General features: G+C 73.4%; 24 protein-coding genes. 9 read left to right on the forward strand and 15 right to left on the reverse strand.

Features of this window, described 5'->3' with window-relative positions; genetic code table 11:
• Positions 1–464: 464 nt before the first annotated feature.
• Genes AB0D29_RS16255 through AB0D29_RS16275 form a run of 5 tightly spaced genes read right to left on the reverse strand, consistent with a single transcriptional unit; the run spans position 465 to position 5,263 of the window.
• The gene (locus AB0D29_RS16255) at positions 465–1,124 is read right to left on the reverse strand and encodes an HAD family phosphatase (RefSeq protein ID WP_362854722.1); all 660 of its coding nucleotides are present in this window, start codon (positions 1,122–1,124) and stop codon (positions 465–467) included.
• Positions 1,121–2,236 carry an ABC transporter ATP-binding protein gene (locus AB0D29_RS16260; RefSeq protein WP_362854723.1) on the reverse strand — a complete coding sequence of 372 codons (1,116 nt, stop codon included), beginning with the start codon at positions 2,234–2,236 and terminating at the stop codon, positions 1,121–1,123. Before AB0D29_RS16260 ends, AB0D29_RS16255 begins: the two co-directional genes overlap by 4 nt.
• A 5-nt stretch (positions 2,237–2,241) precedes the next feature.
• Positions 2,242–3,225 carry an ABC transporter permease subunit gene (locus AB0D29_RS16265; protein ID WP_362854724.1) on the reverse strand — a complete coding sequence of 328 codons (984 nt, stop codon included), beginning with the start codon at positions 3,223–3,225 and terminating at the stop codon, positions 2,242–2,244.
• On the reverse strand, positions 3,213–4,100 hold the full coding sequence (locus tag AB0D29_RS16270; RefSeq protein ID WP_362854725.1) for an ABC transporter permease subunit: 888 nt from the start codon (positions 4,098–4,100) through the stop codon (positions 3,213–3,215). The genes AB0D29_RS16265 and AB0D29_RS16270 overlap by 13 nt, the downstream gene beginning before the upstream one ends.
• Positions 4,100–5,263 carry an extracellular solute-binding protein gene (locus AB0D29_RS16275; protein ID WP_362809523.1) on the reverse strand — a complete coding sequence of 388 codons (1,164 nt, stop codon included), beginning with the start codon at positions 5,261–5,263 and terminating at the stop codon, positions 4,100–4,102. The genes AB0D29_RS16270 and AB0D29_RS16275 overlap by 1 nt, the downstream gene beginning before the upstream one ends.
• Positions 5,264–5,482: 219 nt before the next feature.
• On the opposite strand from AB0D29_RS16275, the gene AB0D29_RS16280 reads away from it, so the two are divergent.
• Positions 5,483–6,229 (forward strand): GntR family transcriptional regulator, encoded by a 747-nt coding sequence (locus AB0D29_RS16280; protein ID WP_362854726.1) that lies wholly within the window; start codon positions 5,483–5,485, stop codon positions 6,227–6,229.
• Positions 6,230–6,366: 137 nt separating this feature from the next.
• Positions 6,367–7,845, forward strand: coding sequence for a condensation domain-containing protein (locus tag AB0D29_RS16285; RefSeq protein WP_362854727.1), 1,479 nt, complete (start codon positions 6,367–6,369; stop codon positions 7,843–7,845).
• 30 nt (positions 7,846–7,875) lie between these two features.
• Here the strand turns inward: AB0D29_RS16285 and AB0D29_RS16290 are convergent, their stop codons facing one another.
• The 3 genes from AB0D29_RS16290 to AB0D29_RS16300 all read right to left on the reverse strand — a co-directional run bounded on the left by AB0D29_RS16290 (position 7,876) and on the right by AB0D29_RS16300 (position 9,928).
• A complete protein-coding gene (locus tag AB0D29_RS16290; RefSeq protein ID WP_362855113.1) occupies positions 7,876–9,096 on the reverse strand; it encodes an RNA polymerase sigma factor in 1,221 nt (406 codons plus the stop codon).
• 77 nt (positions 9,097–9,173) lie between these two features.
• Positions 9,174–9,533 (reverse strand): YciI family protein, encoded by a 360-nt coding sequence (locus AB0D29_RS16295; protein ID WP_362854729.1) that lies wholly within the window; start codon positions 9,531–9,533, stop codon positions 9,174–9,176.
• Between the two features lie 125 nt (positions 9,534–9,658).
• Positions 9,659–9,928 carry a hypothetical protein gene (locus tag AB0D29_RS16300; protein ID WP_362854730.1) on the reverse strand — a complete coding sequence of 90 codons (270 nt, stop codon included), beginning with the start codon at positions 9,926–9,928 and terminating at the stop codon, positions 9,659–9,661.
• 91 nt (positions 9,929–10,019) lie between these two features.
• On the opposite strand from AB0D29_RS16300, the gene AB0D29_RS16305 reads away from it, so the two are divergent.
• The 3 genes from AB0D29_RS16305 to AB0D29_RS16315 all read left to right on the forward strand — a co-directional run bounded on the left by AB0D29_RS16305 (position 10,020) and on the right by AB0D29_RS16315 (position 11,412).
• Positions 10,020–10,358 (forward strand): thioredoxin family protein, encoded by a 339-nt coding sequence (locus AB0D29_RS16305; protein WP_362854732.1) that lies wholly within the window; start codon positions 10,020–10,022, stop codon positions 10,356–10,358.
• Positions 10,359–10,483: 125 nt separating this feature from the next.
• Complete coding sequence (locus AB0D29_RS16310; RefSeq protein WP_362854733.1) at positions 10,484–10,837, forward strand: DUF1304 domain-containing protein; 354 nt, start codon at positions 10,484–10,486, stop codon at positions 10,835–10,837.
• Positions 10,834–11,412, forward strand: coding sequence for a TetR/AcrR family transcriptional regulator (locus tag AB0D29_RS16315; protein ID WP_362854734.1), 579 nt, complete (start codon positions 10,834–10,836; stop codon positions 11,410–11,412). The genes AB0D29_RS16310 and AB0D29_RS16315 overlap by 4 nt, the downstream gene beginning before the upstream one ends.
• An 84-nt stretch (positions 11,413–11,496) precedes the next feature.
• On the opposite strand, the gene AB0D29_RS16320 is transcribed toward AB0D29_RS16315, so the two are convergent.
• On the reverse strand, positions 11,497–11,703 hold the full coding sequence (locus AB0D29_RS16320; RefSeq protein ID WP_362854736.1) for a cold-shock protein: 207 nt from the start codon (positions 11,701–11,703) through the stop codon (positions 11,497–11,499).
• A 198-nt stretch (positions 11,704–11,901) separates the two neighbouring features.
• Between AB0D29_RS16320 and AB0D29_RS16325 the strand changes: the two genes are divergently transcribed.
• Positions 11,902–12,933 (forward strand): 2-oxoglutarate and iron-dependent oxygenase domain-containing protein, encoded by a 1,032-nt coding sequence (locus AB0D29_RS16325; RefSeq protein WP_362854737.1) that lies wholly within the window; start codon positions 11,902–11,904, stop codon positions 12,931–12,933.
• On the opposite strand, the gene AB0D29_RS16330 is transcribed toward AB0D29_RS16325, so the two are convergent.
• Positions 12,851–13,219, reverse strand: coding sequence for an HGxxPAAW family protein (locus AB0D29_RS16330; RefSeq protein WP_362854739.1), 369 nt, complete (start codon positions 13,217–13,219; stop codon positions 12,851–12,853). The genes AB0D29_RS16325 and AB0D29_RS16330 overlap by 83 nt on opposite strands.
• 92 nt (positions 13,220–13,311) lie before the next feature.
• On the opposite strand from AB0D29_RS16330, the gene AB0D29_RS16335 reads away from it, so the two are divergent.
• Together AB0D29_RS16335 and AB0D29_RS16340 are read left to right on the forward strand one after the other, a co-directional pair.
• On the forward strand, positions 13,312–13,806 hold the full coding sequence (locus AB0D29_RS16335; RefSeq protein WP_362854740.1) for a MarR family transcriptional regulator: 495 nt from the start codon (positions 13,312–13,314) through the stop codon (positions 13,804–13,806).
• Positions 13,807–13,984: 178 nt separating this feature from the next.
• On the forward strand, positions 13,985–15,361 hold the full coding sequence (locus tag AB0D29_RS16340) for a DEAD/DEAH box helicase (RefSeq protein ID WP_362855115.1): 1,377 nt from the start codon (positions 13,985–13,987) through the stop codon (positions 15,359–15,361).
• Positions 15,362–15,403: 42 nt separating this feature from the next.
• Here AB0D29_RS16340 and AB0D29_RS16345 read toward each other — a convergent pair whose 3' ends face one another.
• The 5 genes from AB0D29_RS16345 to AB0D29_RS16365 all read right to left on the reverse strand — a co-directional run bounded on the left by AB0D29_RS16345 (position 15,404) and on the right by AB0D29_RS16365 (position 18,806).
• On the reverse strand, positions 15,404–15,874 hold the full coding sequence (locus tag AB0D29_RS16345; protein WP_362854741.1) for a hypothetical protein: 471 nt from the start codon (positions 15,872–15,874) through the stop codon (positions 15,404–15,406).
• Complete coding sequence (locus AB0D29_RS16350) at positions 15,871–16,146, reverse strand: hypothetical protein (protein ID WP_362854742.1); 276 nt, start codon at positions 16,144–16,146, stop codon at positions 15,871–15,873. Before AB0D29_RS16350 ends, AB0D29_RS16345 begins: the two co-directional genes overlap by 4 nt.
• Before the next feature lie 60 nt (positions 16,147–16,206).
• Positions 16,207–16,854, reverse strand: a complete 648-nt coding sequence (locus tag AB0D29_RS16355) for a GNAT family N-acetyltransferase (protein WP_362854744.1) — start codon at positions 16,852–16,854, stop codon at positions 16,207–16,209.
• A gap of 169 nt (positions 16,855–17,023) precedes the next feature.
• A complete protein-coding gene (locus AB0D29_RS16360; protein WP_362854745.1) occupies positions 17,024–17,581 on the reverse strand; it encodes an SRPBCC domain-containing protein in 558 nt (185 codons plus the stop codon).
• An 85-nt stretch (positions 17,582–17,666) separates the two neighbouring features.
• A complete protein-coding gene (locus AB0D29_RS16365; RefSeq protein ID WP_362854746.1) occupies positions 17,667–18,806 on the reverse strand; it encodes an NUDIX hydrolase in 1,140 nt (379 codons plus the stop codon).
• 230 nt (positions 18,807–19,036) lie between these two features.
• Here AB0D29_RS16365 and AB0D29_RS16370 point away from each other — a divergent pair, with 230 nt between their 5' ends.
• Positions 19,037–20,305, forward strand: a complete 1,269-nt coding sequence (locus AB0D29_RS16370; protein WP_362854748.1) for a DUF418 domain-containing protein — start codon at positions 19,037–19,039, stop codon at positions 20,303–20,305.
• Positions 20,306–20,522: the final 217 nt, after the last annotated feature.

The following is a 20,522-nucleotide window of genomic DNA, read 5'->3' on the forward strand; positions in this document are numbered from 1 at the left end:
GAGCCCCGAGGCGTTCGGCGCCCTGCGGGGATCACCCCGACACACACCCGACCCCGCCCCAACCGGCCCGGTCCGATCCCAGCCCCTGCCACCATTCGGCTACGCCGCACAAATCCAGCCTCGCCGCACCATATTCAGCCCCTCCGGCGATTGAGGAGCGGGGTCCGGGGCGGAGCCCCGATCCTTGAGCCGCACCATCCAACCCCGCCGCACACCCAGCCCCACCGCATCACTCCAGCCCGGCCCCGCCAACTTCAGCCTCGCCGCACCAAAATCCAGCCCCTCCGGCGTTTGAGGAGCGGGGTGCGGGGCGGAGCCCCGATCTTTGAGCCGCACCATCCAGCCCGCCTCCGGCTTTGCCGCATCACTCCAGCCTCGCCGGCGTTTGAGGCGCGGGGTGCGGGGCGGAGCCCCGGCAGTGGCGCCGCGCCGGGAGACCGCGGCATCCCCCGGCCCGACACGGCCTAGGAGGCGGCCGGCAGGCAGCTCCGCAGGAGTTCGGGCGTGGCCTCTTCCAGGGAGCGGGCGAACACCCGCATCGGTGACGCGGGGACGGCCAGCAGCGAGGGCACGACCAGGACCCCGCAGCCGGCGGCCTCCGCGGAGGCCGCGCCGTCCGGCGAGTCCTCCACCGCCACGCACGCCTGCGGTGCGAGACCCAGCCGTTCCGCCGCCGCCCGGTACGGGTCCGGGTGCGGCTTGGTCCGGGTCGTGTCGTCGGCTGACAGGGTGAACGCGAAGGGGACATGGGCGAGCGAGCCGCCGACCACCGAGTCCACGACCACCCGCGGGGACGCGCTGACCAGGGCGAAGGGCACGCCCTGCGCCGCGAGCGCGGTCAGCAGCCGCTGGGCACCTGGCCGCATGGGCGCCCCTTCCTCCACCCGGCGGAAGAAGTGGTCGGTGAGGGCCGCCCCCACCTCGTTCGGGTCTCCCCCTCCCGAGACCCGTACGAGGTGTGCGGCGGTGTCCTCCACCGCGCGGCCGACCACCTCGGGGGCGTCCGCGTCGGTGAGCCGGTGGCCGAGGCCCTCGGCCACCTCCTCCGTGGCCCGCCACCAGAGCCCCTCGGTGTCGACCAGGGTGCCGTCCATGTCGAAGAGGACCGCGGCGAGGGCGCTCACACGGACCTGGCCACGACGAGCACGGGCCGCTCGGCGAGTCCCACGGCGGCCCGCGCACCGGGCACCAGGGCTCCCGCGTCCCGCGAGGGCAGGTCGGCCTTGACCGGTACCCCGCCGGGCAGTTCCAGGTGGAGCCGGGTCACTGAGCCGAAGAAGGAGGCGGAGACCACGGTGGCCGCGCCCTGGGCGTCGGCGGTCGCCGTGACGTTCTCGGGCCGTACGAGGACCTCCACGTCCGGGGTCGGGGGGACCGGGCCGTCCACCGGCAGGCGCGCTCCCGCCACCTCCACCAGGCCGGAGTCGGCGAGGCGTCCGGGCAGCCGGTTCATGGTGCCGACGAACTCGGCGACGAAGGGGGTCGCGGGGCGGTCGTACAGCTCGGCCGGGGCGGCGCACTGCTCCAGCCGGCCGGCGTTGAGGACGGCGACGCGGTCGGCCATCGACAGCGCCTCCTCCTGGTCGTGGGTGACGAACACGGTGGTGAGGCCGAGGGAGAGCTGGAGGCGGCGGATCTCCTCGCGCAGGTTCGACCGCACCTTGGCGTCCAGCGCGGAGAGCGGCTCGTCGAGCAGCAGTACGCGCGGGCGCAGGGCCAGGGCTCGGGCGAGCGCGACGCGCTGCTGCTGGCCGCCGGACATCTGGTGCGGGTAGCGGTCGCCGTGGTCGGGGAGGCCGACCAGGTCGAGGAGTTCGGCGGCGCGTTCGCGGCGCTGCGCCGCCCCGACCTTGCGGACGCGCAGTCCGAAGGCGACGTTGTCGCGGGCGTTGAGGTTGGGGAAGAGGCTGTACGACTGGAAGACCATGCCGGCGTCGCGGCGGTTGGCCGGGACCCGGGTGATGTCCTGTCCGTCGACGAGGACCTCGCCGGAGTCGGGCTGCTCGAAGCCGGCGACGACGCGCAGGGCGGTGGTCTTGCCGCAGCCCGACGGGCCGAGCAGGGCGAGGAGTTCGCCGGGCTCGACGGTCAGGTCGAGTCCGTCGAGGGCGACGGTGGAGCCGAACGCCCTGCGCAGGCCGCGGAATTCGACGCGCGCGCCGCCCGTCTGCTCGGTGCGGTCCGCGGGGGCGGTGCGGTCCGCCGGCTTCCCGGCCGCGGGGAGGGTGGTGGGCATGGGGGTCAGGACTCCTTGCGGGAGGTGGTGGCGGGGGCGGCCGCGGCGGTGGAGGGGGTGGTCCCCGCCCGTGAGAGGGCGATCAGCAGCAGCCAGGTGATGAGCAGGCTGAGGATGGAGACGGCCACCGACATGCGGGCCTGGGCTCCGGAGATCGAGACGATCCACACGGCGAACGGCTGGAACCCGAGGAGGGAGGCGATGGTGAACTCGCCGAGCACCAGGGCCAGGGTGAGGAAGGCGGCGCCGGCGAGCGAGGCCCGCAGGTTCGGCAGGAGCACGCGCAGGACGACGTACGGCCAGCTCGCGCCGCAGCTGCGGGCGGCCTCGACGAGCGTCGGCACGTCGACGGCGCGCATGCCGGCGTCGAGCGAACGGTAGACGAAGGGCAGTGCCAGGACCGTGTAGGCGAAGACCAGGACGAGGGGGAACTTCTCGTTCTGGACGGCGATGAAGGTCTGGTAGAGCGGGGTCCTCGACAGGTGTTCCGGGCCCCAGCGCAGCACCGTGGATATTCCGGTGACCAGGGCGATGGGCGGCACCACCAGCGGCAGCATGCACATCACCTCGACGACCGGGCGCAGCCGCGGGGAGCCGATGCGTACGGCCACCAGCGCGGGCACGGCGAGCAGCAGCGACAGTGCGATGGTCGCGGCGGCGAGGCCGAGGGAGAGCAGCAGGCTCTCGGTGAACCCGTCGGCGGAGAGCAGTTCGCTGTACGCCTCGAAGGTGATCCCCTGGCCGGGCACGTGCACGGTGAAGACGAAGGAGGCGAGGAGCGGGCCGAGGAAGTAGACGCCGGCGAGGGCGAGGACGGCTCCGCGCCAGATCCCGGGGCGGCGGGGGCCGCGGCGCCGGCGGGCCGGGGTGCCGGGCGGGGTGGAAGCGGGGGCCGGGGCAGGGTCCCGGGAGGCTCCTCGCGGGGTCCGGTCCGTGCGGTCGTCCGCCTGAAGCTCGGCCGGCGGGGCGGGTGGGTTCATCGCAGCCATCGGGCGCTCCGTCGCTGGAGGGGCAGGTAGACCGCCATGACCAGGCCGGCGATCAGGATCATGTCGAGGCCGAGGGCGAGCGCCACGTTCTCCTGGCCGGTGAGCACGTTCCCGGACAGCGCGTCCGCGATCTTGAGCGTGACGAGCGGTACGGAGCCGCCGACGAGGGCCGCGGCCGTGGCGTGGGCGGCGAAGGCGGTGCCGAAGAGCAGCACGAACCCGCCGAGCAGGGAGGGGGCGAGCACCGGCAGGCCGACGTGGCGCCAGAACTGCCATCCGGTGGCCCCGCTGCTCTGGGCGGCTTCGCGCCATTGCGGGCGCAGTCCGTCCAGCGCCGGGGCGATCACCAGCACCATCAGCGGGATCAGGAAGTACAGGTAGACCACGGTGAGGCCGGTGAAGGAGTACAGGTTCCAGCCGAGGCTGCCGAGGTCGGCGAGCTGGGTGACGACTCCGGAGATGCCGACGGTGGCGATGAAGGCGAACGCGAGCGGTACGCCGCCGAAGTTGGCGAGTACGCCCGAGGCGGTCAGTGCCGCGCTGCGCAGTCCCTTGGAGCGGGAGGTGACCACGGCCTGGGCGATCACGACGCCGAGTACTCCGCCGACGAGTGCGGTGAGGGCGGAGAGCTGGACGCTGCCGACCAGGGAGCCGAGGTAGGGGCCCTGGAGCGAGCGCGTGAGGTGTTCGCCGGTCAGCCGGGTGGCGCCGCTCGCCTGGTCGGTGCGGGTGACCGCGCCGAAGGCCATGGCGCCGAGGGGGATGCCGAAGCAGAGCCCGGTGAAGACGAGGAGCGGGAGGGCCGCGAGCCAGGTGCGCGGGCCGCGCCGCCGGCGGCTGGTGCCGCCGGCGGCGTGTGAGTCGGAGGTGGACATCAGGAGAGTGCCTTGTCCCACTTCTCGGCGAGGGTGGCCTTGGCCCGGTCGAGCTCCGTGGAGGCCGGGAAGGCGGGGGTGCCCTGGACCTGCGGGAGCTTGGTGACGGCGTCCTTGTCGGCGGTGCCGTCCTCGGTCATGACGGGCAGCAGCACCGGGCGGGCGTGTCCCTTGAGCCAGAGGTTCTGGCCCTCGGCGCTGTAGAGGAACTCCATCCACAGGCGGGCGGCCGCCGGGTTCGGGGCGTCCACGTTGATGGCCTGCGAGTAGAACTGGGCGAAGACGCCGTCGGCGGGGACGGTGACCTTCCAGTCGACGCCCTTGCCCTTGAACTGCTCGGCGTAGCCGGCGTTCAGGTAGTCCCAGTCGATGGAGATGGGCGTCTCGCCCTTCTCGACGGTGGCCGGGGTGGACTCGACCGGGATGAAGTTCCCGCTCTTCTTCAGCTGCCCGAAGAAGTCGATGCCCGGCTGGATGTCCGCGAAGGAGCCCTTGTTGGCGAGCGAGGCCGCGTAGACGCCGCCGAAGGCCGAACCGGACTTGGTGGGGTTGCCGTTGAGGGCGACCTTGCCCTTGTACTCCGGCTTGAGGAGATCGGCGAAGGTCTTCGGGCAGGTGGTGATGCGGGCCGCGTCGCAGCCGATGGAGACGTAGCCGCCGTAGTCGTTGTACCAGCGGGCGTCGGCGTCCTTCTGGGAGCCGGGGATCTTGTCCCAGGCGGTGACCTTGTACGGGGCGAAGAGCTTCTCGGCGGCGCCGCTGCGGGCGAAGGCGATGCCGAGGTCCAGGACGTCGGGGGCGCGGTCCTGGCCCTTGCGGGACTTGACGGCGGCTATCTCGTCGGCGCTGGAGGCGTCCGGGTTCTCGCTGTTCACCTTGATCTTGTACTTGGCCTCGAAGGCCTTGATGATCTCGCCGTAGTTCGCCCAGTCCGGCGGCAGCGCGATCACATTGAGCTTGCCCTCCTTCTGGGCGGCGGCGACGAGGGCCTCCATCGAGCCGAAGTCGGCCACCGAGGCCGCGGCGCCCGGCTGTACGCCGGTCTTGGTGGCGCCGGCGCCACCGGACTTCTGGTCGGGTGCCGCACCACACGCGCTGAGCGTGGTGAGTACGGCGGCGCTGAGCAGTACGGCCGCACCGCGACGGGCGGAGGAACTGAGCACGGTCTCTCCCGGAGACGAGGGTGGGTTCACTTGTCTGAACAAGTTGGCACCAGTTCGCCCGGGCCCGCTGTACGGACGGTGAACGGGACCTGTCCCCGGGAGCACGGCTCGACGAAGAGATGAGAATGACCGGAATACGTCGTGACAGGGCATGTTGGAATGATCATGAGTGCAGAATCGACGGGGTGATCCGTACACACCGACCAGGGGGCGAAGGGCATGGGCACGGTCCGATATCTGGAGATCGCCGATGCGCTGCGCCGGGCGATCCTCTCCGGCGAGCACCCGGTGGGCTCCCAGCTGCCCTCGGAGAGCGACCTGGCGGCCCGGTGGTCCGCGTCGCGCGGCACGGTCCGCCAGGCGGTGGCCACCCTCGCCGCCGAGGGCCTGATCGGTTCCCGGCAGGGCGCGCGGAGGATCGTTCTGCGCCATGAGCGCAGGCACAGCTTCGGCGAGCTGAACAGCTTCGCCCAGTGGGCCGAGGGGGTCGGGCACGAGGCCGCCAGCCGCTTCCTGTCCCGCACGCGCAGGCCCGCGACCGCCGAGGAGGCGGAGCGGCTCGCGGTGGCACCGGGCGCGGAGGTCCTCGCGGTGCTGCGGCTGCGCCTGCTCGACGGGGAGCCCACCATGGTCGAGCGGACGGCCTACCCCGACTGGGTCGCGGCGGCCGTGGAGGCGATGCCGGAGGACTGCCGCTCCATCATGGACCGGCTGGCGGACGACTCCGGGGTCGTCGCCCACTACGGCGAACACCTCATCGACGCCCTACCCGCCGGCAGCGAGGACGCCCGGCTGCTGGCGGTGCGGCGCGGCAGCCCGCTGCTGCGCCAGCGGCACGTCTCCGCCACGGCGACCGGTCGCCCGATCGAGTGGTCCGACGACCGCTACCGGGTCGGCAGCGTGACTTTCAGTGTGAGCAACTCGGCAGTAGCAACGCCCCTGGAACGGCGTACCGGCGACCGCTGATCGACTTTCGTCACGGCTCCCTGCGATCCCCCTCTCCGGCCCCCGCCGTTCGGCCCGGGGCAAGTGGTTCGTCACTTCCCCGGGCCAGGGGTCGTTAGGGCCTGGGGGGTTGATCCGGGGGACGAAGGGATGACGGTATGCGGCAGTTTCCTCTGGAAATGCACCATGTGGCGCCCGGCCGGGTGGTCGAGTGGCGGCTCCGGTCCACGGCGGCGGAGGCCGGCGGCACGGACGATCCGGCGAGCAGGAAGGCGTCCTTCAACCAGGACAAGCACTTCACCGTCGCCGAGGAGAGCCGGGCGGCCGACGACCCGGTCGCGTCCTGGGTCGCGGTCACCTTCGAGGTGACGGGCCCGCTCGACGAGGAGGCCCTCGCGCAGTCCCTGCTCTCCTTCGTCCGGCGGCACGAGGTGCTGCGGTGCGCCTTCCGCCGGCTGGCCGGCGAGCTGGCCTGCGAGCCCTTCGACCCCGCCGGACTCGCCCTCGACCCCCTGGACGTGGGCACCTTCGAGACCGCCGAGCTGCTGAACGGATTCCTCGTCGAACGGTTCCAGCAGAGCATCGACACCCTCGCCTGGCCGCTGTTCATCATGGGCGCGGTGATCCGCGACGACTCCGCGACGGTGTACCTCACCTTCGACCACATCGTCTGCGACGGCATGTCGATGCCGATCGTCGCCCGCGAGGTGATGACCGCGTACGAGGGCCTGTGCCGCGGCGAGGACGTCGAACTGCCGCCCGCCCCCAGCTACCTCGACTTCGCCGACGAACAGCGCCGCCGCTACCTGTCGATCGACGCCCGTGACGAACGCCTGGACTACTGGAAGGCCTTCATGGGCCCGGCCGGCGAGTTCTTCCCCCGCTTCCCGCTCGACCTGGGTGTCGAGCCCGACCGGATGTACCCGATCGTCAACGAGGCCTCCCTGCTGCTGGACGCCGGCGAGGCCGAGGTCTTCGAGAAGACCTGCCTGACGGTCGGCGGCAAGCCCTTCATGGGCGTGCTCGCCTCCGTCGCCGTCTGCCTGCGCGAGGCCGGCGGGCCGGGCGTCTACCGGGGGCTCATGCCGGTCAGCGAACGCGGCCGGGACACCTGGACGAACTCGGTGGGCTGGTTCGTCAACACCATGCCCATCGAGTTCGACGCCTCCCCCGGCCGCGACTTCGCCCAGGTCATGGCCTCGGTGCGGGCCGGCTTCAGCGAGATGATCGGCCATGTCGACGTGCCCTTCGTGCGGGCATGGGAGCTGCTGGCGCCCAAGGAGTTCGCCGCCCGCTCCTGGCCGCATCCGGTGAACTTCTTCTCGTACATCGACATGCGCAAGTGCCCGGGCGCCGAGCGCCACGAGGAGTGGCGGCCCACCACGCACGTGTGGTCGGCGCGCGCCAACGGGGCCTGCTCTTGGTTCCAGCGGGACACGGACGGGTTGCACATGAACTCCATCTACGTCGACACCCCGGCGGCCCGCCGGACCATGGGCGACTTCCAGGAGGTGCTGCGCCGCACCCTCCAGGACATCGTCCGCTCCGGCGGCTTCCGCCGGCCCATCGCGCTGACCCCGCCGCGGCGGCAGGTGGGCACCCCGCTGGACGTGGCCGCGTACGCCCGGCGCCGCTGACCCCGGAGGCCGGGGGTCGTCGTCCCGTGCTCAGAGGCGGGCCGCGCGCCGCAGGAGCAGGTTGCGCTCCTGCGCGTTGCGCGTGAGCGAGGCCGCGCGCTCGAACTCCGCCCGGGCCTCCTGCGGCCGGCCGAGCCGCTCCAGCAGGTCGCCCCGTACGGACGGCAGCAAGTGGTATGCCTTCAGGGCCGGTTCCTCCGCCAGGGCGTCGACCAGCGGCAGGGCCGCCTGCGGCCCTTCGGCCATCGAGACCGCGACGGCCCGGTTGAGCTCGACCACCGGCGAGGGGATCAGCCGGACGAGCCGGCCGTAGAGCGCCGTGATCCGCGGCCAGTCCGTGTCCTCGTAACGGACGGCTGCCGCGTGGCAGCCGGCGATGGCGGCCTGCACGGAGTACGGGCCGTTGCCGGCGCGGCTCAGGGCCCGGGCGCCGCGGGCGATGAGCAGGCGGTTCCACCGGGACCGGTTCTGGTCCGCGAGCAGCACCGGTTCCCCGTCGGGTCCGGTGCGGGTGGCGGTCCGGGACGCCTGGAACTCCAGCAGCGCGGCGAGGCCGTGCACCTCGGGTTCCCGGGGCATGAGGCCCTCCAGGACGCGGGCCAGGCGCAGCGCGTCCTCGCAGAGGGCGGGGCGCAGGAGGTCGTCCCCGGCGGTGGCCGAGTAGCCCTCGTTGAAGATCAGGTAGATGACCTCGAGGACCGAGGAGAGCCGTGCCTCGCGGTCGGTTCCGTACGGGACCTCGAAGGGGACCCCGGCCTTGGCGAGGGCCCGCTTCGCCCGCACGATCCGCTGGGCGACGGCGGGTTCGGAGGCCAGGAAGGCGCGGGCGATCTCCTGGGTCGTCAGGCCGCCCATCAGGCGCAGGGTGAGCGCGATCCGGGCCTCGGTGGCCAGGACGGGGTGGCAGGAGGTGAAGATCAGGCGCAGCAGGTCGTCGTCGATGTCATCGGGGTCCGCCGGTTCGGCCGGCGGCGGCACGTCTTCCAGGGTGCGGCCGACCTCGGCGAGCTTGCGCGCGTAGGTCTCCTTGCGGCGGACGAGGTCGATGGCGCGGTGCTTGGCGGTGGCCGTGAGCCAGGCGCCCGGCCGTTCGGGGACGCCGGACTCCGGCCACTGTTCGAGCGCCGCGACCAGGGCGTCCTGGGCGATCTCCTCGGCGATGCCGACGTCCCGCACGATCCGGGCGACGCCGGCGATGATCCGCGCTGACTCGATCCTGAACACCGCTTCGACCGCCTGGGCCGCACTCACTGCCGTCACGGCCACCCATCAGAGCAGCCGTGACGAGCCAGGGCAAACGCGGCGCCAGACGGCCTGACGCCCCGGGATCACATCTCCTCGACCTCCCGGACCTCGGCGCCGACGTTCCATTCGGCCGGGTGGATCTCGAGGAACCGCTTGGTCCACTCCAGGGCCTCGGCCTTGTCCTTGCACTGGATCAGGGTGTAGCCGCCGACGACCTCCTTGGTCTCGGTGAAGGGGCCGTCGGTGTAGCTGATCTTCCCGCCGGACCAGTTGACCCGGGTCCCCTCCGGGGTGCGGAGCAGCCCGGCCGTGTCGAGCAGGACCCCGGCCTTGGCGATCTCCTCCATGTAGGCGCCCATGTTCTGCAGGAACTCAGGCGGGAACTCGGTGTCGGTCGTGAGCTCCTGCTCATTGATGCGGATCAGCGTCAGGAAGCGCGGCATGGTGACTCCTCGGTCGGGAGGGCGGGGGCTGTCCCCGCCTCTCACCCCTGCGTCGAACGGGAGACGCCCCGATCGACAGCTCCCGGGAAATTCTTCGAAGATTTTCCGGGGACGGCCACCGGACGTCAGCGGCTGTCACCCGTCCAGTCCCAGTGGCGCGGATCCCCGGCGCGGCGGCGGTAGTGGGCGCGGCCGCCCGCTCCGTAGCGACCTATCTCCGTGGGGAGCCCGGCCTCCTCGGCGAGCTGGGGCGCGCTCCAGCCGGTGATGTCCAGGAGCAGCCCGTCGAGCGGCCCGCCGACCAGTTCGCCGTATGCGCGGTCGGGGCGCGGGCCGGGGTCGGGGTCCTCGTGGTCGGCGCCGTAGACCCGGCGCCGGAGCATCCTGTCGTCCATGCGGATCAGCTTCACAGGCGCCACTGACAATGCGGCGATGATGGGGGCCGCCCTCCCGATCGAGGGGGCGTACGAGCGAGGAGCGACACGCATGGCACGTCGGGTGCACCAGCCACTGGAGAACCAGGAGTTCGATTTCATCCTGTCGATGACGACCGGGCCCGTTCTCGCCTACTTCTGCGGCAGCTGGCCGAAGGCCGTCGAGGCCTGCCGGGCGATGGACGCGGTGGTCGGGGAACTGACCGAGGAGTACGGGACGCGGTTCACGGCCGTCCGCACCGACATGACCCGGTGCCCCGAGCCGACCCGGCGCTACGGGGTGACCGCGGCGCCGACCGCCGTGCTCATCAAGGACGGCGAGGCGGTCGCGAGCCAGGCGGGCCCGATGACGCGCGAGGAGTTCCGGGCGTTCCTGGACGCCCATCTCTGAGCCCGGGAGCAGGCCAAGGGGCAACGGGGCAACGGGGCAACGGGGCCGGCGCTATTTCCTGTACAGTCGTCCAGGAAATATCGTCCCCTGCAGTCCCCCATTCAGCCCCAGAAGTGGAGGCGGCCATGCACACGGTCGCTCAGATCCTGATCGGCCTCGTGGCCGCGCTGCACGTGTACTTCCTGGTCCTGGAGATGTTCCTGTGGCAGCGCCCGCCCGGCCGCGCGCTGTCCGGCTTCGACGCCGACACCGCCCGTCTCACGGCGCCGCTCGCCGCCAACCAGGGCCTCTACAACGGCTTCCTGGCCGCCGGCCTGATCTGGTCGCTCGTCATCGACTCGCTCGCCACGCAGGTCTTCTTCCTCGTCTGCGTGATCGTCGCCGGGGCGTACGGGGCCGCGACCGCCAACCGGCGGATCCTCGTCGCACAGGCCCTGCCCGGCGCCCTCGCCCTCGGCGCGGCGCTGCTGGCCGCGTGAGCCCGGCGGACTCCCGCGCACCGGACCCGCGCACGGCCCGGACGAAGGCGCGACTGAGGGAGAGCCTGCTCGCGGAGTGCGCCACCACACCGCTCGGGGAGGTGAGCGTGGCGGCGGTGGTCCGCCGGGCCGGGGTCGGCCGGGCCACGTTCTACCTGCACTACGAGGACCTCACCGCGCTGGCCGTCGACGCCTGTGCCGATGTGGTGCACGCCGCGGTGGACGCCCTGCACGCCTGGCAGACCGGCCCGGCGGCGCTGCCCCCGGTGCGGCCGCCCGCCGAACTGGCCGCTTTCCTGGCCGGGGCGGCCGAGCGGGGGCCGCTCTACCGCACCCTGCTCCTCCCGGGCGGCGGCGGCCCGCTCGGCGACCGCCTCCACCGGGAGCTGCGCGAACGCGCCCGCGCCGAGCGCGCGGCCGTGGGAGCCCCGCGCCCGGAGCTGGTCGCCTCGGCGGTGGCCGCCGCCTTCACCGGCGTCCTCGCGGACTGGCTGCACGGCGCCGTCCCCGCCGGTCCACCGGCCCTGGCGGACCACCTGTGGCGCCTGCTCCTGGCCCTCCACCGGGCCGGGTAGGGGAACGGTCCGGGCCCCGGACGTGCCAGAGCCCCGCCGGGGACCGGCGGGGCTCAGCTCACGGGCCGGGCTCGTGAAGCGGCACTACTGGAGGGGGACCACCTGCTCTGCCTGCGGGCCCTTGGGGCCCTGGGTGACGTCGTACTCGACCTTCTGGTTCTCCTCCAGCGACTTGAAGCCGGTGGTCGCGATGGCGGAGAAATGCACGAACACGTCCGGGCCGCCGTCGTCCTGCTGGATGAACCCGAACCCCTTCTCCGAGTTGAACCACTTCACGATGCCTGTTGCCATCTGGCTGATCCTTCTCAACGTTCCACTGCGGGCCGCATATGCGGCCGTCTCGATCCTGCCCAACGGTCCCTTACAGCACACGCTGAACGCGGCCAACCGTGGCGCGGCGCGCATTCGAACTTCTGGTCGGTCTGTCCGTGAAAAGGGGGAGCAGCTCCTTCCGGAGGCCTTCCGGAAGGCCTTCGAGAGGGGACGGACATGAGCGGGTTCGCGACATTCAGGGTGCCCGACCGGGTGACGGGGACGGCGGCGGACGAGGCGCTCGGCCGGGCGATGACGGCCGCCTGGCAGCGCGACGGGATCTTCCAGGTCGCGGCCGACGCCGGGCAGCGGGCACGGACACGTGAGGCGCTGGCGGCGAGCCGCCGGTTCTTCGCCCGGCCGCCGGCGCAGAAGGCGGCGTACGTCAACGACACCTCGTACAGCGGCTACATCGCCTCCGGCGAGGAGGTCACCGCGGGCGAGCGGGACGCGTCGGAGATCTTCACCATCACCCCGGACCTGACGGCCGGGCGCGGACTGCCGTGCCACGGGCCGGTGCCCTGGCCCGATCCCGGCTACCGCGCGGCCATGGAGGCCTACCTCGCGGGGGTGGGGACGCTCGGCGAGCGGCTGCTGCGGCTGGTGGCGCTCGGGCTGGGCCCCGGCATCGGGCTGGGGCCGGCCGGTGTCGACCGGCTCGCCGGGCTGACCCGCGGCGGCTGGCACCACATGCGGGTGCTGCGCTTCCCGGCCGCCTCGCGCACGACGGAGCGCGGCATCGGCGCGCACACCGACTACGGGCTGCTGGTGATCGCCGCGCAGGACGAGGTCGGCGGGCTCTTCGTGCGCCCTCCGGTGGCCGGCGAGCGCCGCCCCCGCAACTGGCTGCCCGGCGAGAGCACGGCGGGCTTCGCCCAGGACTCCCCCGGCTGGTCGTACGTGACCCCCGCGCCCGGGGTGCTGACGGTGTTTCCCGGGGACATCCTGCAGTTCCTGACGGGCGGCGCGCTGCTGTCGACCCCGCACAAGGTGCGGCTCGCGGACCGGGAGCGCCACACGCTCGCCTATTTCCACGAGCCGCGCTTCGACGCCGTGGTCCGGCCGCTGCGGCCGGAGCCGGGGGACGACACCGAGATCCACTACGGGGAGCACTTCACCCGCATGTTCATGCGCTGCTATCCGCAGCGGGCAACGACACGGCGGATCGAGGCCGAGGGGCTGCTACGGCGGCTCGGCGCGGTCCGCTGACCCTGCAGCCCAGGCAGTCGGCGTGCCCGGTGTGGGCGGTGGTGTCACGGGTGCGCCAGTCCCAGTCGGCCTCCGGGCGGGGGCCGCTCGGCTTGCCCCATCCGGCGAGGTGGAGCAGCCAGGTGACGATCCCGGCCACGGCGACGATGCCGAGGCCGAGCCAGATCCCGGGCGTCCAGGCCGCGCACACGGCGGCGCCCGCTCCGGCGAAGCCCAGCAGGGCCAGGGTGGTACCGGTCCAGCCGGCCACCGTGTGGCCGAGATCGACGTGGCCGTGCGCGCTCATGGTTCTCCCTGGTCGGACGGTCGGCAGTAGGCTCGGAGAGAGAATTCATTTATCTCACGAGCTAAGTAACTTAGATGCTAAGGAGTATCTGCGTGGAGGGCAAGCCCCGCCCCCCGGCCACGGCCGCGGAGGCGATGTCGCGCATGGACCAGTACGTCGCCCTGGGCATCGTCGGCCAGCAGGAGGTGGCGCAGCGGCTCGGGCTCAACGTCACCGACCTGACCTGCCTGGGCCACATCCTGGGAGCCGGGGACGCCCCGCTGGCCGCCGGTGACCTCGCCGAGCTGGTGGACCTCACCACCGGCGCCGTCACCGGGGTCCTCAACCGCCTCGAACGCGCGGGGTACGCGCGGCGCCGGCCGGACCCCGCCGACCGGCGCCGGGTACGGGTGGTGGCCGAGCCCGAGGCCGCCGCCCGGGTCGTCGCGGTCTACCAGCCGTTCTACGACCGGCTCGGCGCCCTGTTCGCCGACTACACCCCCGACGAGGTCGCCGTGATCGCCGACTGGTTCGAGCGGGCCGCGGTCGAGGTCCGCGCCCACTGCGCCCAGGTGCGCTCCGGGGAGCTGGACACCGGGGAGGCTTAGGCCCCGCTGGTACCATGGGCGGTTGACCAACTTCTTCTCATCTGCTTCTTGCTTCGAAAGGCCCTGCATGAGGAACCCGTCAGTTCACGGACGCTTCGGTGCGAAGGGCGGTGCCCGGACCGGAGCCAAGTCCGGCGGCAAGACCCCCCGGAGCATCGGGCCGCAGGGCGAGTTCACGATGCACGAGCCGAAGGTGCCGGGCCTGGCGCCGGTGCAGTCGTTCTCGGAGCTCGACCTGCCCCTTGAGCTGGTGACGACCATGGCCTCCCTGGAGGTCAAGGAGCCCTTCCCCATCCAGGCCGCGACGCTGCCGAACGCACTGGCCGGGCGGGACGTCCTCGGCCGCGCGCGGACCGGCTCCGGCAAGACCCTCGCCTTCGGCCTGGCCCTGCTGGCGCGTACGGCGGGACAGCAGGCGGACCCGAAGCGCCCGCTGGCGCTGATCCTCGTACCGACGCGCGAGCTGGCGCAGCAGGTGACCGAGGCGCTGGAGCCGTACGCGGCGGCCCTGAAGCTGCGCATGGCCACCGTGGTCGGCGGGCTGTCCATCGGGCGGCAGGTGAGCGCCCTGCGCACCGGCGTCGAGGTCGTGGTGGCCACCCCGGGGCGGCTCAGCGACCTGGTCGGGCGGCGGGACGTGCACCTGGAGCGCGTGAAGATCGCCGTGCTCGACGAGGCCGACCAGATGTGCGACATGGGCTTCATGCCGCAGGTCACCGAGATCCTGGACCAGGTGCACCACGCGGGGCAGCGGATGCTGTTCTCGGCGACCCTGGACCGCAACGTGGACCAGCTGGTGCGCCAGTACCTGAAGGACCCGGTCTCGCACTCCGTCGACCCGCAGGCGGGCGCGGTGACCACGATGGACCACCACGTGCTGCACATCCACGCGGCCGACAAGATCTCGGCGGCGACCGAGATCGCGGCCCGGGACAACCGGGTGCTGATGTTCCTCGACACCAAGCACGGGGTCGACCAGTTCGTGAAGCACCTGCGGGCCATGGGCGTACGGGCGGAGGGCCTGCACAGCGGCAAGTCGCAGCCGCAGCGCACCCGGACCCTGGCCCAGTTCAAGACCGGGGACCTCACCGTCCTGGTCGCGACCAACGTCGCCGCCCGCGGCATCCACATCGACGACCTCGACCTCGTGGTCAACGTGGACCCGCCCGCCGACCACAAGGACTACCTGCACCGGGGCGGCCGCACCGCCCGCGCCGGCGAGACCGGCCGGGTCGTCACCCTCGTCACCCCGAACCAGCGCCGGGACATCGTCCGGCTGATGGCCGACGCCCGGATCCGGCCGACGATCACGCAGGTGCGGTCCGGTGAGGCGGCGCTGAGCCGGATCACCGGCGCCAAGGCCGCCCCCGGGGTGCCGCTGGCCGGCTCCGCGCCGACCGACGCCAAGGGCCGGCCCTCGGGTTCGGACCTCGGCTTCCGCGGTATCGGCACCCGGCCGGGCCGGCCAGGGAAGGGCAAGGAGTCCCGCAAGACGGTGGAGGCCCGGCAGCAGGCCGAGGCCCGCCGCGCGGCCCGGGTCCGCCGGGGCATCTGACGGCCGGGCCGCGGCGCTGCCGCGGCCGGCCGTTTCACCGTTTCAGACCGCGGTCCGCCTGCGCAGGCGGACCGCGGCGGCGTTGCGGACGCGGCGGGTGCGGGCGCCGGCGGCGAGCAGGCGCAGGGCCTCGTACGAGGTGAGCGACTGGGCGGCGGTGCGCTGGCACCAGTCGGAGGCCGCGGTGAGCTCCGCGGCGGACCAGGGCTCGCCCCGGGTGATGGCCTTGAGCAGGATCCACTCCCGCAGCCGGCGCTCGGGGAACGCCCGCCCCGCGAGCGCGTCGGCCATCGCCCGGGCCCAGGCGGGGAAGGCCTCGTCGGCGAGCAGCCGCGCCGCCCTGCGGTCGAGGTGGGTGACCACGGCGCTCTCGGCCATCACCGGATCGGGATCGCGCAGCACGGCTGCCACGGCCTCGGCTTCGGCGCTCTCCCCCGGCGCGACGGACAGCGCCTCCAGGTGGCGGCCGTAGCGCCAGTGCTCCGGGGGCGTGGCGGCGTCGGAACGGTTCATCGGGCGACGCCCTCGCGCACGCGCCCGGCCCAGCCGCCGTCCGGCAGCGGCTCCCAGTCGACCTCCACGGTCAGCCCGTGGTACTCCCGCGCGATGGCGGTCACGGTCGCGGTGGCGGTGGCCTTCGCCTGGTCGGCATCGACGACGGCCGGGTTCGGCCGGCCGCAGCCGACGCCGGCGATCGACTGCGCCCAGCCACCCGCGACCGGCAGGACCAGGACCCGCTCCGGCATGCCTATGGCGGGCCGCTGCTGCTTCTTTCCTCTCCCCATGGCACCCATTCCACACGACCTCCGTGAACGGCCGGTCGTCAGGGTGCCGTCAGGGCGTTCTCAGCCTGCCGGGGCCAGTAGCAGGGACTCCGCGCCGACCGGCCGGTATCCGGCGGCCTGGAAGGCGCGGATGCTGCGCGCGTTGCCGGTGGCCTGCTGGGACCAGACCGGCTGCCCGTCGGGGACGAGGTGGCGGGCGGCGCGGGCCAGTTCCCGGCCGAGTCCCCGGTGGCGGACGCCCTCGTCCACCTCGATCGCCGTCTCCCAGCGGCCCGCGACTCCGCGGCCGAGGACGAGGACTCCGCCGTCGGCCGACCAGACCCGTACGTCGTCGCGGCGCCTCAGGGCCCGCCGTACCCGGGGGTGGTCGGGGTCGGCCATCTCCCTGAGCTCCAGCGGGGGTTCGCCGGACAACGGGCCCGCGACGGTGAGCAGGTCTATCGTGTCGGTGCTGCGTCCGGTGCGGTCCAGCAGCGCGGCCAGGAAGCGGGGGTTCATGGTGGCCGCGAGCGCGTCGCAGTCGAGGGCGGCGAGGGTGGACCGCACCCAGTCGGGGTCCTCGTCGGTGAACACCACGGAGTGCGCGGTGAAGGCGATGACGCCCGCGTCGCGCCGGTTCTCCTGCGGGACCACGGTGGTGCCGCCGTCCGGGGGCGGGAACCGCCCCTCGGCCGCCGCGTCCAGGATCTCCGTCAGCGTTTGTCCCATGCCGTCAGCCCTGCCGCTCGCGTGCCATGTCCGCGCTCCCGATTCGTGGTTGCTACACATGATCTCAGGTGCGGTACGGGGCCGTTCGGCCGGGGCCGGCGGAGAACCGGGGACGGCGGAGAACCGGCGGCGCCGGATCCGCCGGGGCGCCTGCTCTCCGCCTCGCCGGTCACTCCTCGCGCGTCCGGCGGTCCTGACGGGCCTCGTGCGCCTCGTGACCGCCCGCACCCTGGCCGCCCTCGTGCTCGGGCTCGGGCAGCGGAGCCCCGGTCTCCAGCAGGGTCTTGAGGCTCGACGCGAGCATCGGCCAGGCCCGCCCGCACATGCCGATCAGGGTGCCGCCGGGCTCGAACCCCTCGTGCAGGATGGTCAGCCGTGCCAGGGTCTCGCCGACCGGTTCGATCTCGTACGTCACCTTCGTGCGCCGCTCCTCGGCCAGTTCGGCCCGCAGCTCCTCGGCGATCCCGACCGAGGCCGCCCACTGCGGGGTGAAGGTGTGCCAGGTGTAGGAGAGCACGCGGTCCGGGATGCAGTCGAGGACCACCTGTTCGGGGTCGCTGGTGCGGGCCCCGCGCTCGACCCAGTCCATCGCCGAGCCCACCGCCCAGTCGGTCTCGAAGCTCAGGCCCCAGTACCGGCGGGTGAGGGCGGGGTCGGTGAGAGCCTGCCAGACCCGGGCGGGATCGGCCTGGATGTACAGGGTGTAGGTGATCGCACTGTCGCTCATGGCCCCATGCTGCGGGACCGGGGACGGCTGGCGCCGGATTTCCCGATCATGGCGGCCGCCGAGGCCGGGACGGGGCCCGCCCGCGTCACCAGCGCACGCCGTCCTCAGGGAGTTCCGTGGGCGGCGTCCGGGTGGGGACGGGGAGGGACAGCCGGGCGCGGGCCGTGTGCACCGCCGCGAGTTCGTCCGCGCCGGCCGGGCCCCAGTCGCTCAGTTCGCGGACCTGTTCGGGAGTGGCCAGCAGCCGGGCGTACGACGGGTCCGCGGCCGGCGGGAGGCCGGTGAGGCGGGCCGCGGTACGGGCGTGGGCGCCCCGGCCGACGTGCCGGTATCCGAGCGGGACGGCCCCGGTGGACGGTCCGGCCGTCGGGGGCGGCAGACGGGCCGCACCGTTGGCCCGGGCGATCAGGAGCAGGACCCGGCCGTCGGGGCCGAACAGCCAGCCGCGGTGGTCCCGTACGGGCAGCTGCGCCGGGACCGGACCCGGGTGCCAGGTGCCGTGCTGCGGGGTCCGCCGGGTGCGGAGCACTCCGAGCCGGTCGAGGGCGGTGGGCGCGGTGGGCCGGCCGTCCTCCAGCAGGGCGGTGCCGGAGCCGTTGACGCGGGAGCGCAGGGCGGACAGGGCGCGGCGGGCGTCACCCGCGTCCATCAGGGCGGGCAGGTCGGCCGGCTCGGCGAAGTGGATGCCGAGGACCTCCTGTTCCGGAAGGCGGACGGCGTCGATCCGCTCGGCGGTCCAGGTACCGCCGTCGTAGACGTGCAGGATCTCGCCGGGGAAGCGCATCTCGGGCGGGAAGCCGGGGGTGTCGGCCGGGATCCAGTCCACGGCGAGGCCCCGCGGGTAGTGGCCGTCGATGCCGAGTTCCTCGCGCAGCTCGCGGGCGGCGGCCGCGGAGGGGGCCTCGCCCGCGTCCACGGCTCCGCCGGGGAGCAGCCGGTCGGCGCGGTAGTCGACGCTCTGGACGAGGACCCGGCCGTCGGTGTCGGTGATGAGGACGACGGCCGCGGTCCACACGGCGGCGCGCGAGGCGCCGTACTCCGCGGGGGTCATCCAGGTGCCCGCCCGCTCGTGATCGTCCCGCGCGGCCCGGTCACACGCGGCCCGTTCGGTCAGGGCCCGATCGATCGCGGTCTGATCGGCCTCCGCCTGATCGGTCTCCGCCTGATCGGTCTCCTGATCGATCTCGGCCTGGTCGATCGCGCCCTGGTCGGTCAGCTGCGGCATCGGACTCCGTTCACCGTGGGTGGACCCGCCGACTGTGCAACAGCGGGCGCGGCCCCCGGGTTACGGCGGCCCGCGCGCCGCGGCCTCCGACCCTCGCCTTTGCCACCCCTATACCTCCTTATTACGCGGTTATGCCGTCCTTGGTACCTTCCGCTGGCGGACTGGCGGCATGAAAACCGCCGGTCCGACCACGTCACCGCACGCGCCGGCCGGACCGAGGAGAGACCTCCATGCGACGCGCTTCCCCCACGGAGGCCGCGGCTTCACTCGTAGCCCCGGCAGCCGGCGGGAGCGGCGGCCGGCTGGCCGGGGTGGACGCCGTGCGCGGTATCGCCGTCCTCGGCATGTTCGCCGTGCACGTCGGTCCTGGCCCGCAGCCCGAGGGCGCCGGCTACGTACTCGTCGCGGCCGACGGACGCGCCCCGGCGCTCTTCACCCTCCTCGCCGGCTTCTCCCTGGTCCTCGCCCAGCGCGGCCCGGACGCGGAGCGGCAGCCCGACGGCTGGGACCGGCGCTGGCGTCCGCTGCTGATCCGGTGCGCCGTGCTCGCCGTACTCGGGCTGCTCCTGGCCTCGTTGTGGCCCGGGATCCTGGTCATCCTGGCCTTCTTCGCCGTGTACTTCCTGGCCGCCGAGCCCTTCACCCGGCTGTCAACACCGGTGCTCGCCGCCGTGGCGGGCGGCTCCGTGGTGGCGGGTCCGCTGCTGTCGTACCTGCTGGGCCCGGTCCTCGGGTACGGGTCGTCCGGGCGGGGCCTGGTCCCGGAGGCCGCCGACCTGGCGAGTTGGTCCGGGCTGGGCACGGTGGTGTGCGAGCTGCTGCTCACCGGGGCGTATCCGCTGGCCACTTACTTCCCGTACGTCCTGGCGGGGATGGCCCTCGCCCGGCTCTTCGACGTGCGGGAGCGGGCGGCGGCCCGGCGGATGGCGGGGTGGGGCACGGCAGCCGCGGTCGCCGGATACGGCTCCGCCTGGCTCGCCTCCCACGTGTTCGGGTCCCGGCAGCGGCTGCTGGAGGCGATCGCCCTCCACCACCCGGAAGCCCTGGCCGCCGCCGACCCCGTACGGGAGGTGCTGGCCGGGCAGTTCGGCGCCGTGCCCAGCACCTCCTGGGACTGGCTGCTGCTGGCCGATCCGTACAGCCAGACCCCGCTGGAGACCCTCGGCAACGCGGGTGTGGGGTGCGCCCTGATCGGCCTGTGCGCGCTCGCCTCCCGGCACCGGCCGGGCGCGCGCCTGCTGCGGCCACTGGCGGTGCTCGGGGCGATGGCGCTGAGCGCCTACGTGGTCCACGCGCTGGTGCTGGCCGGTCCGGCGCACGGCGCCGCGTCCTGGTCCGCCTGGCTGGCCTTCAGCGGCGCGGCGCTGGCCCTGACGTGGGCCTGGCAGCGGATCTGGGCGGACAGCCCACTGCGCCGCGGCCCACTGGAACACGTGCTCCGCCTGGCCACGGGGGCGGGCAGCCGCACGCTCCTCGGCGGCGCGGAACGCGGAAGGTGACCCCGGCCGATCGGCTCCAGAGCCCCCCACCCCCGTGGAGGGGCTCCGCGCCGACCGGGACCTCCCGTACTCCGCCGCGGACATGACTGCGTTTCACCGGGTCACGTGCCGTCCGCACCGTGCGGGAACGATCACCACGCTATGGCCGGAAACGGCGCCCGGCCCATGGCAGAGGACGCCAGCAAGGGGACCGGACGCGCCAAGGGGGGACCCGGCG

The sequence above is a fragment of the Streptomyces sp. NPDC048424 genome (assembly GCF_040651555.1).
Lineage (GTDB): Bacteria > Actinomycetota > Actinomycetes > Streptomycetales > Streptomycetaceae > Streptomyces.

What these genes read in the sequence shown, in the direction of transcription:
- AB0D29_RS16260 (WP_362854723.1), bottom strand. Translation starts at nt 2,236, where the DNA reads ATGCCCACCACCCTCCCCGCGGCCGGGAAGCCGGCGGACCGCACCGCC.
- AB0D29_RS16265 (WP_362854724.1), bottom strand. Translation starts at nt 3,225, where the DNA reads ATGGCTGCGATGAACCCACCCGCCCCGCCGGCCGAGCTTCAGGCGGAC.
- AB0D29_RS16270 (WP_362854725.1), bottom strand. Translation starts at nt 4,100, where the DNA reads ATGTCCACCTCCGACTCACACGCCGCCGGCGGCACCAGCCGCCGGCGG.
- AB0D29_RS16280 (WP_362854726.1), top strand. Translation starts at nt 5,483, where the DNA reads ATGGGCACGGTCCGATATCTGGAGATCGCCGATGCGCTGCGCCGGGCG.
- AB0D29_RS16285 (WP_362854727.1), top strand. Translation starts at nt 6,367, where the DNA reads ATGCGGCAGTTTCCTCTGGAAATGCACCATGTGGCGCCCGGCCGGGTG.
- AB0D29_RS16295 (WP_362854729.1), bottom strand. Translation starts at nt 9,533, where the DNA reads ATGCCGCGCTTCCTGACGCTGATCCGCATCAATGAGCAGGAGCTCACG.
- AB0D29_RS16300 (WP_362854730.1), bottom strand. Translation starts at nt 9,928, where the DNA reads ATGGACGACAGGATGCTCCGGCGCCGGGTCTACGGCGCCGACCACGAG.
- AB0D29_RS16305 (WP_362854732.1), top strand. Translation starts at nt 10,020, where the DNA reads ATGGCACGTCGGGTGCACCAGCCACTGGAGAACCAGGAGTTCGATTTC.
- AB0D29_RS16310 (WP_362854733.1), top strand. Translation starts at nt 10,484, where the DNA reads ATGCACACGGTCGCTCAGATCCTGATCGGCCTCGTGGCCGCGCTGCAC.
- AB0D29_RS16320 (WP_362854736.1), bottom strand. Translation starts at nt 11,703, where the DNA reads ATGGCAACAGGCATCGTGAAGTGGTTCAACTCGGAGAAGGGGTTCGGG.
- AB0D29_RS16325 (WP_362854737.1), top strand. Translation starts at nt 11,902, where the DNA reads ATGAGCGGGTTCGCGACATTCAGGGTGCCCGACCGGGTGACGGGGACG.
- AB0D29_RS16330 (WP_362854739.1), bottom strand. Translation starts at nt 13,219, where the DNA reads ATGAGCGCGCACGGCCACGTCGATCTCGGCCACACGGTGGCCGGCTGG.
- AB0D29_RS16340 (WP_362855115.1), top strand. Translation starts at nt 13,985, where the DNA reads ATGCACGAGCCGAAGGTGCCGGGCCTGGCGCCGGTGCAGTCGTTCTCG.
- AB0D29_RS16345 (WP_362854741.1), bottom strand. Translation starts at nt 15,874, where the DNA reads ATGAACCGTTCCGACGCCGCCACGCCCCCGGAGCACTGGCGCTACGGC.
- AB0D29_RS16350 (WP_362854742.1), bottom strand. Translation starts at nt 16,146, where the DNA reads ATGGGGAGAGGAAAGAAGCAGCAGCGGCCCGCCATAGGCATGCCGGAG.
- AB0D29_RS16355 (WP_362854744.1), bottom strand. Translation starts at nt 16,854, where the DNA reads ATGGGACAAACGCTGACGGAGATCCTGGACGCGGCGGCCGAGGGGCGG.
- AB0D29_RS16360 (WP_362854745.1), bottom strand. Translation starts at nt 17,581, where the DNA reads ATGAGCGACAGTGCGATCACCTACACCCTGTACATCCAGGCCGATCCC.
- AB0D29_RS16365 (WP_362854746.1), bottom strand. Translation starts at nt 18,806, where the DNA reads ATGCCGCAGCTGACCGACCAGGGCGCGATCGACCAGGCCGAGATCGAT.
- AB0D29_RS16370 (WP_362854748.1), top strand. Translation starts at nt 19,037, where the DNA reads ATGCGACGCGCTTCCCCCACGGAGGCCGCGGCTTCACTCGTAGCCCCG.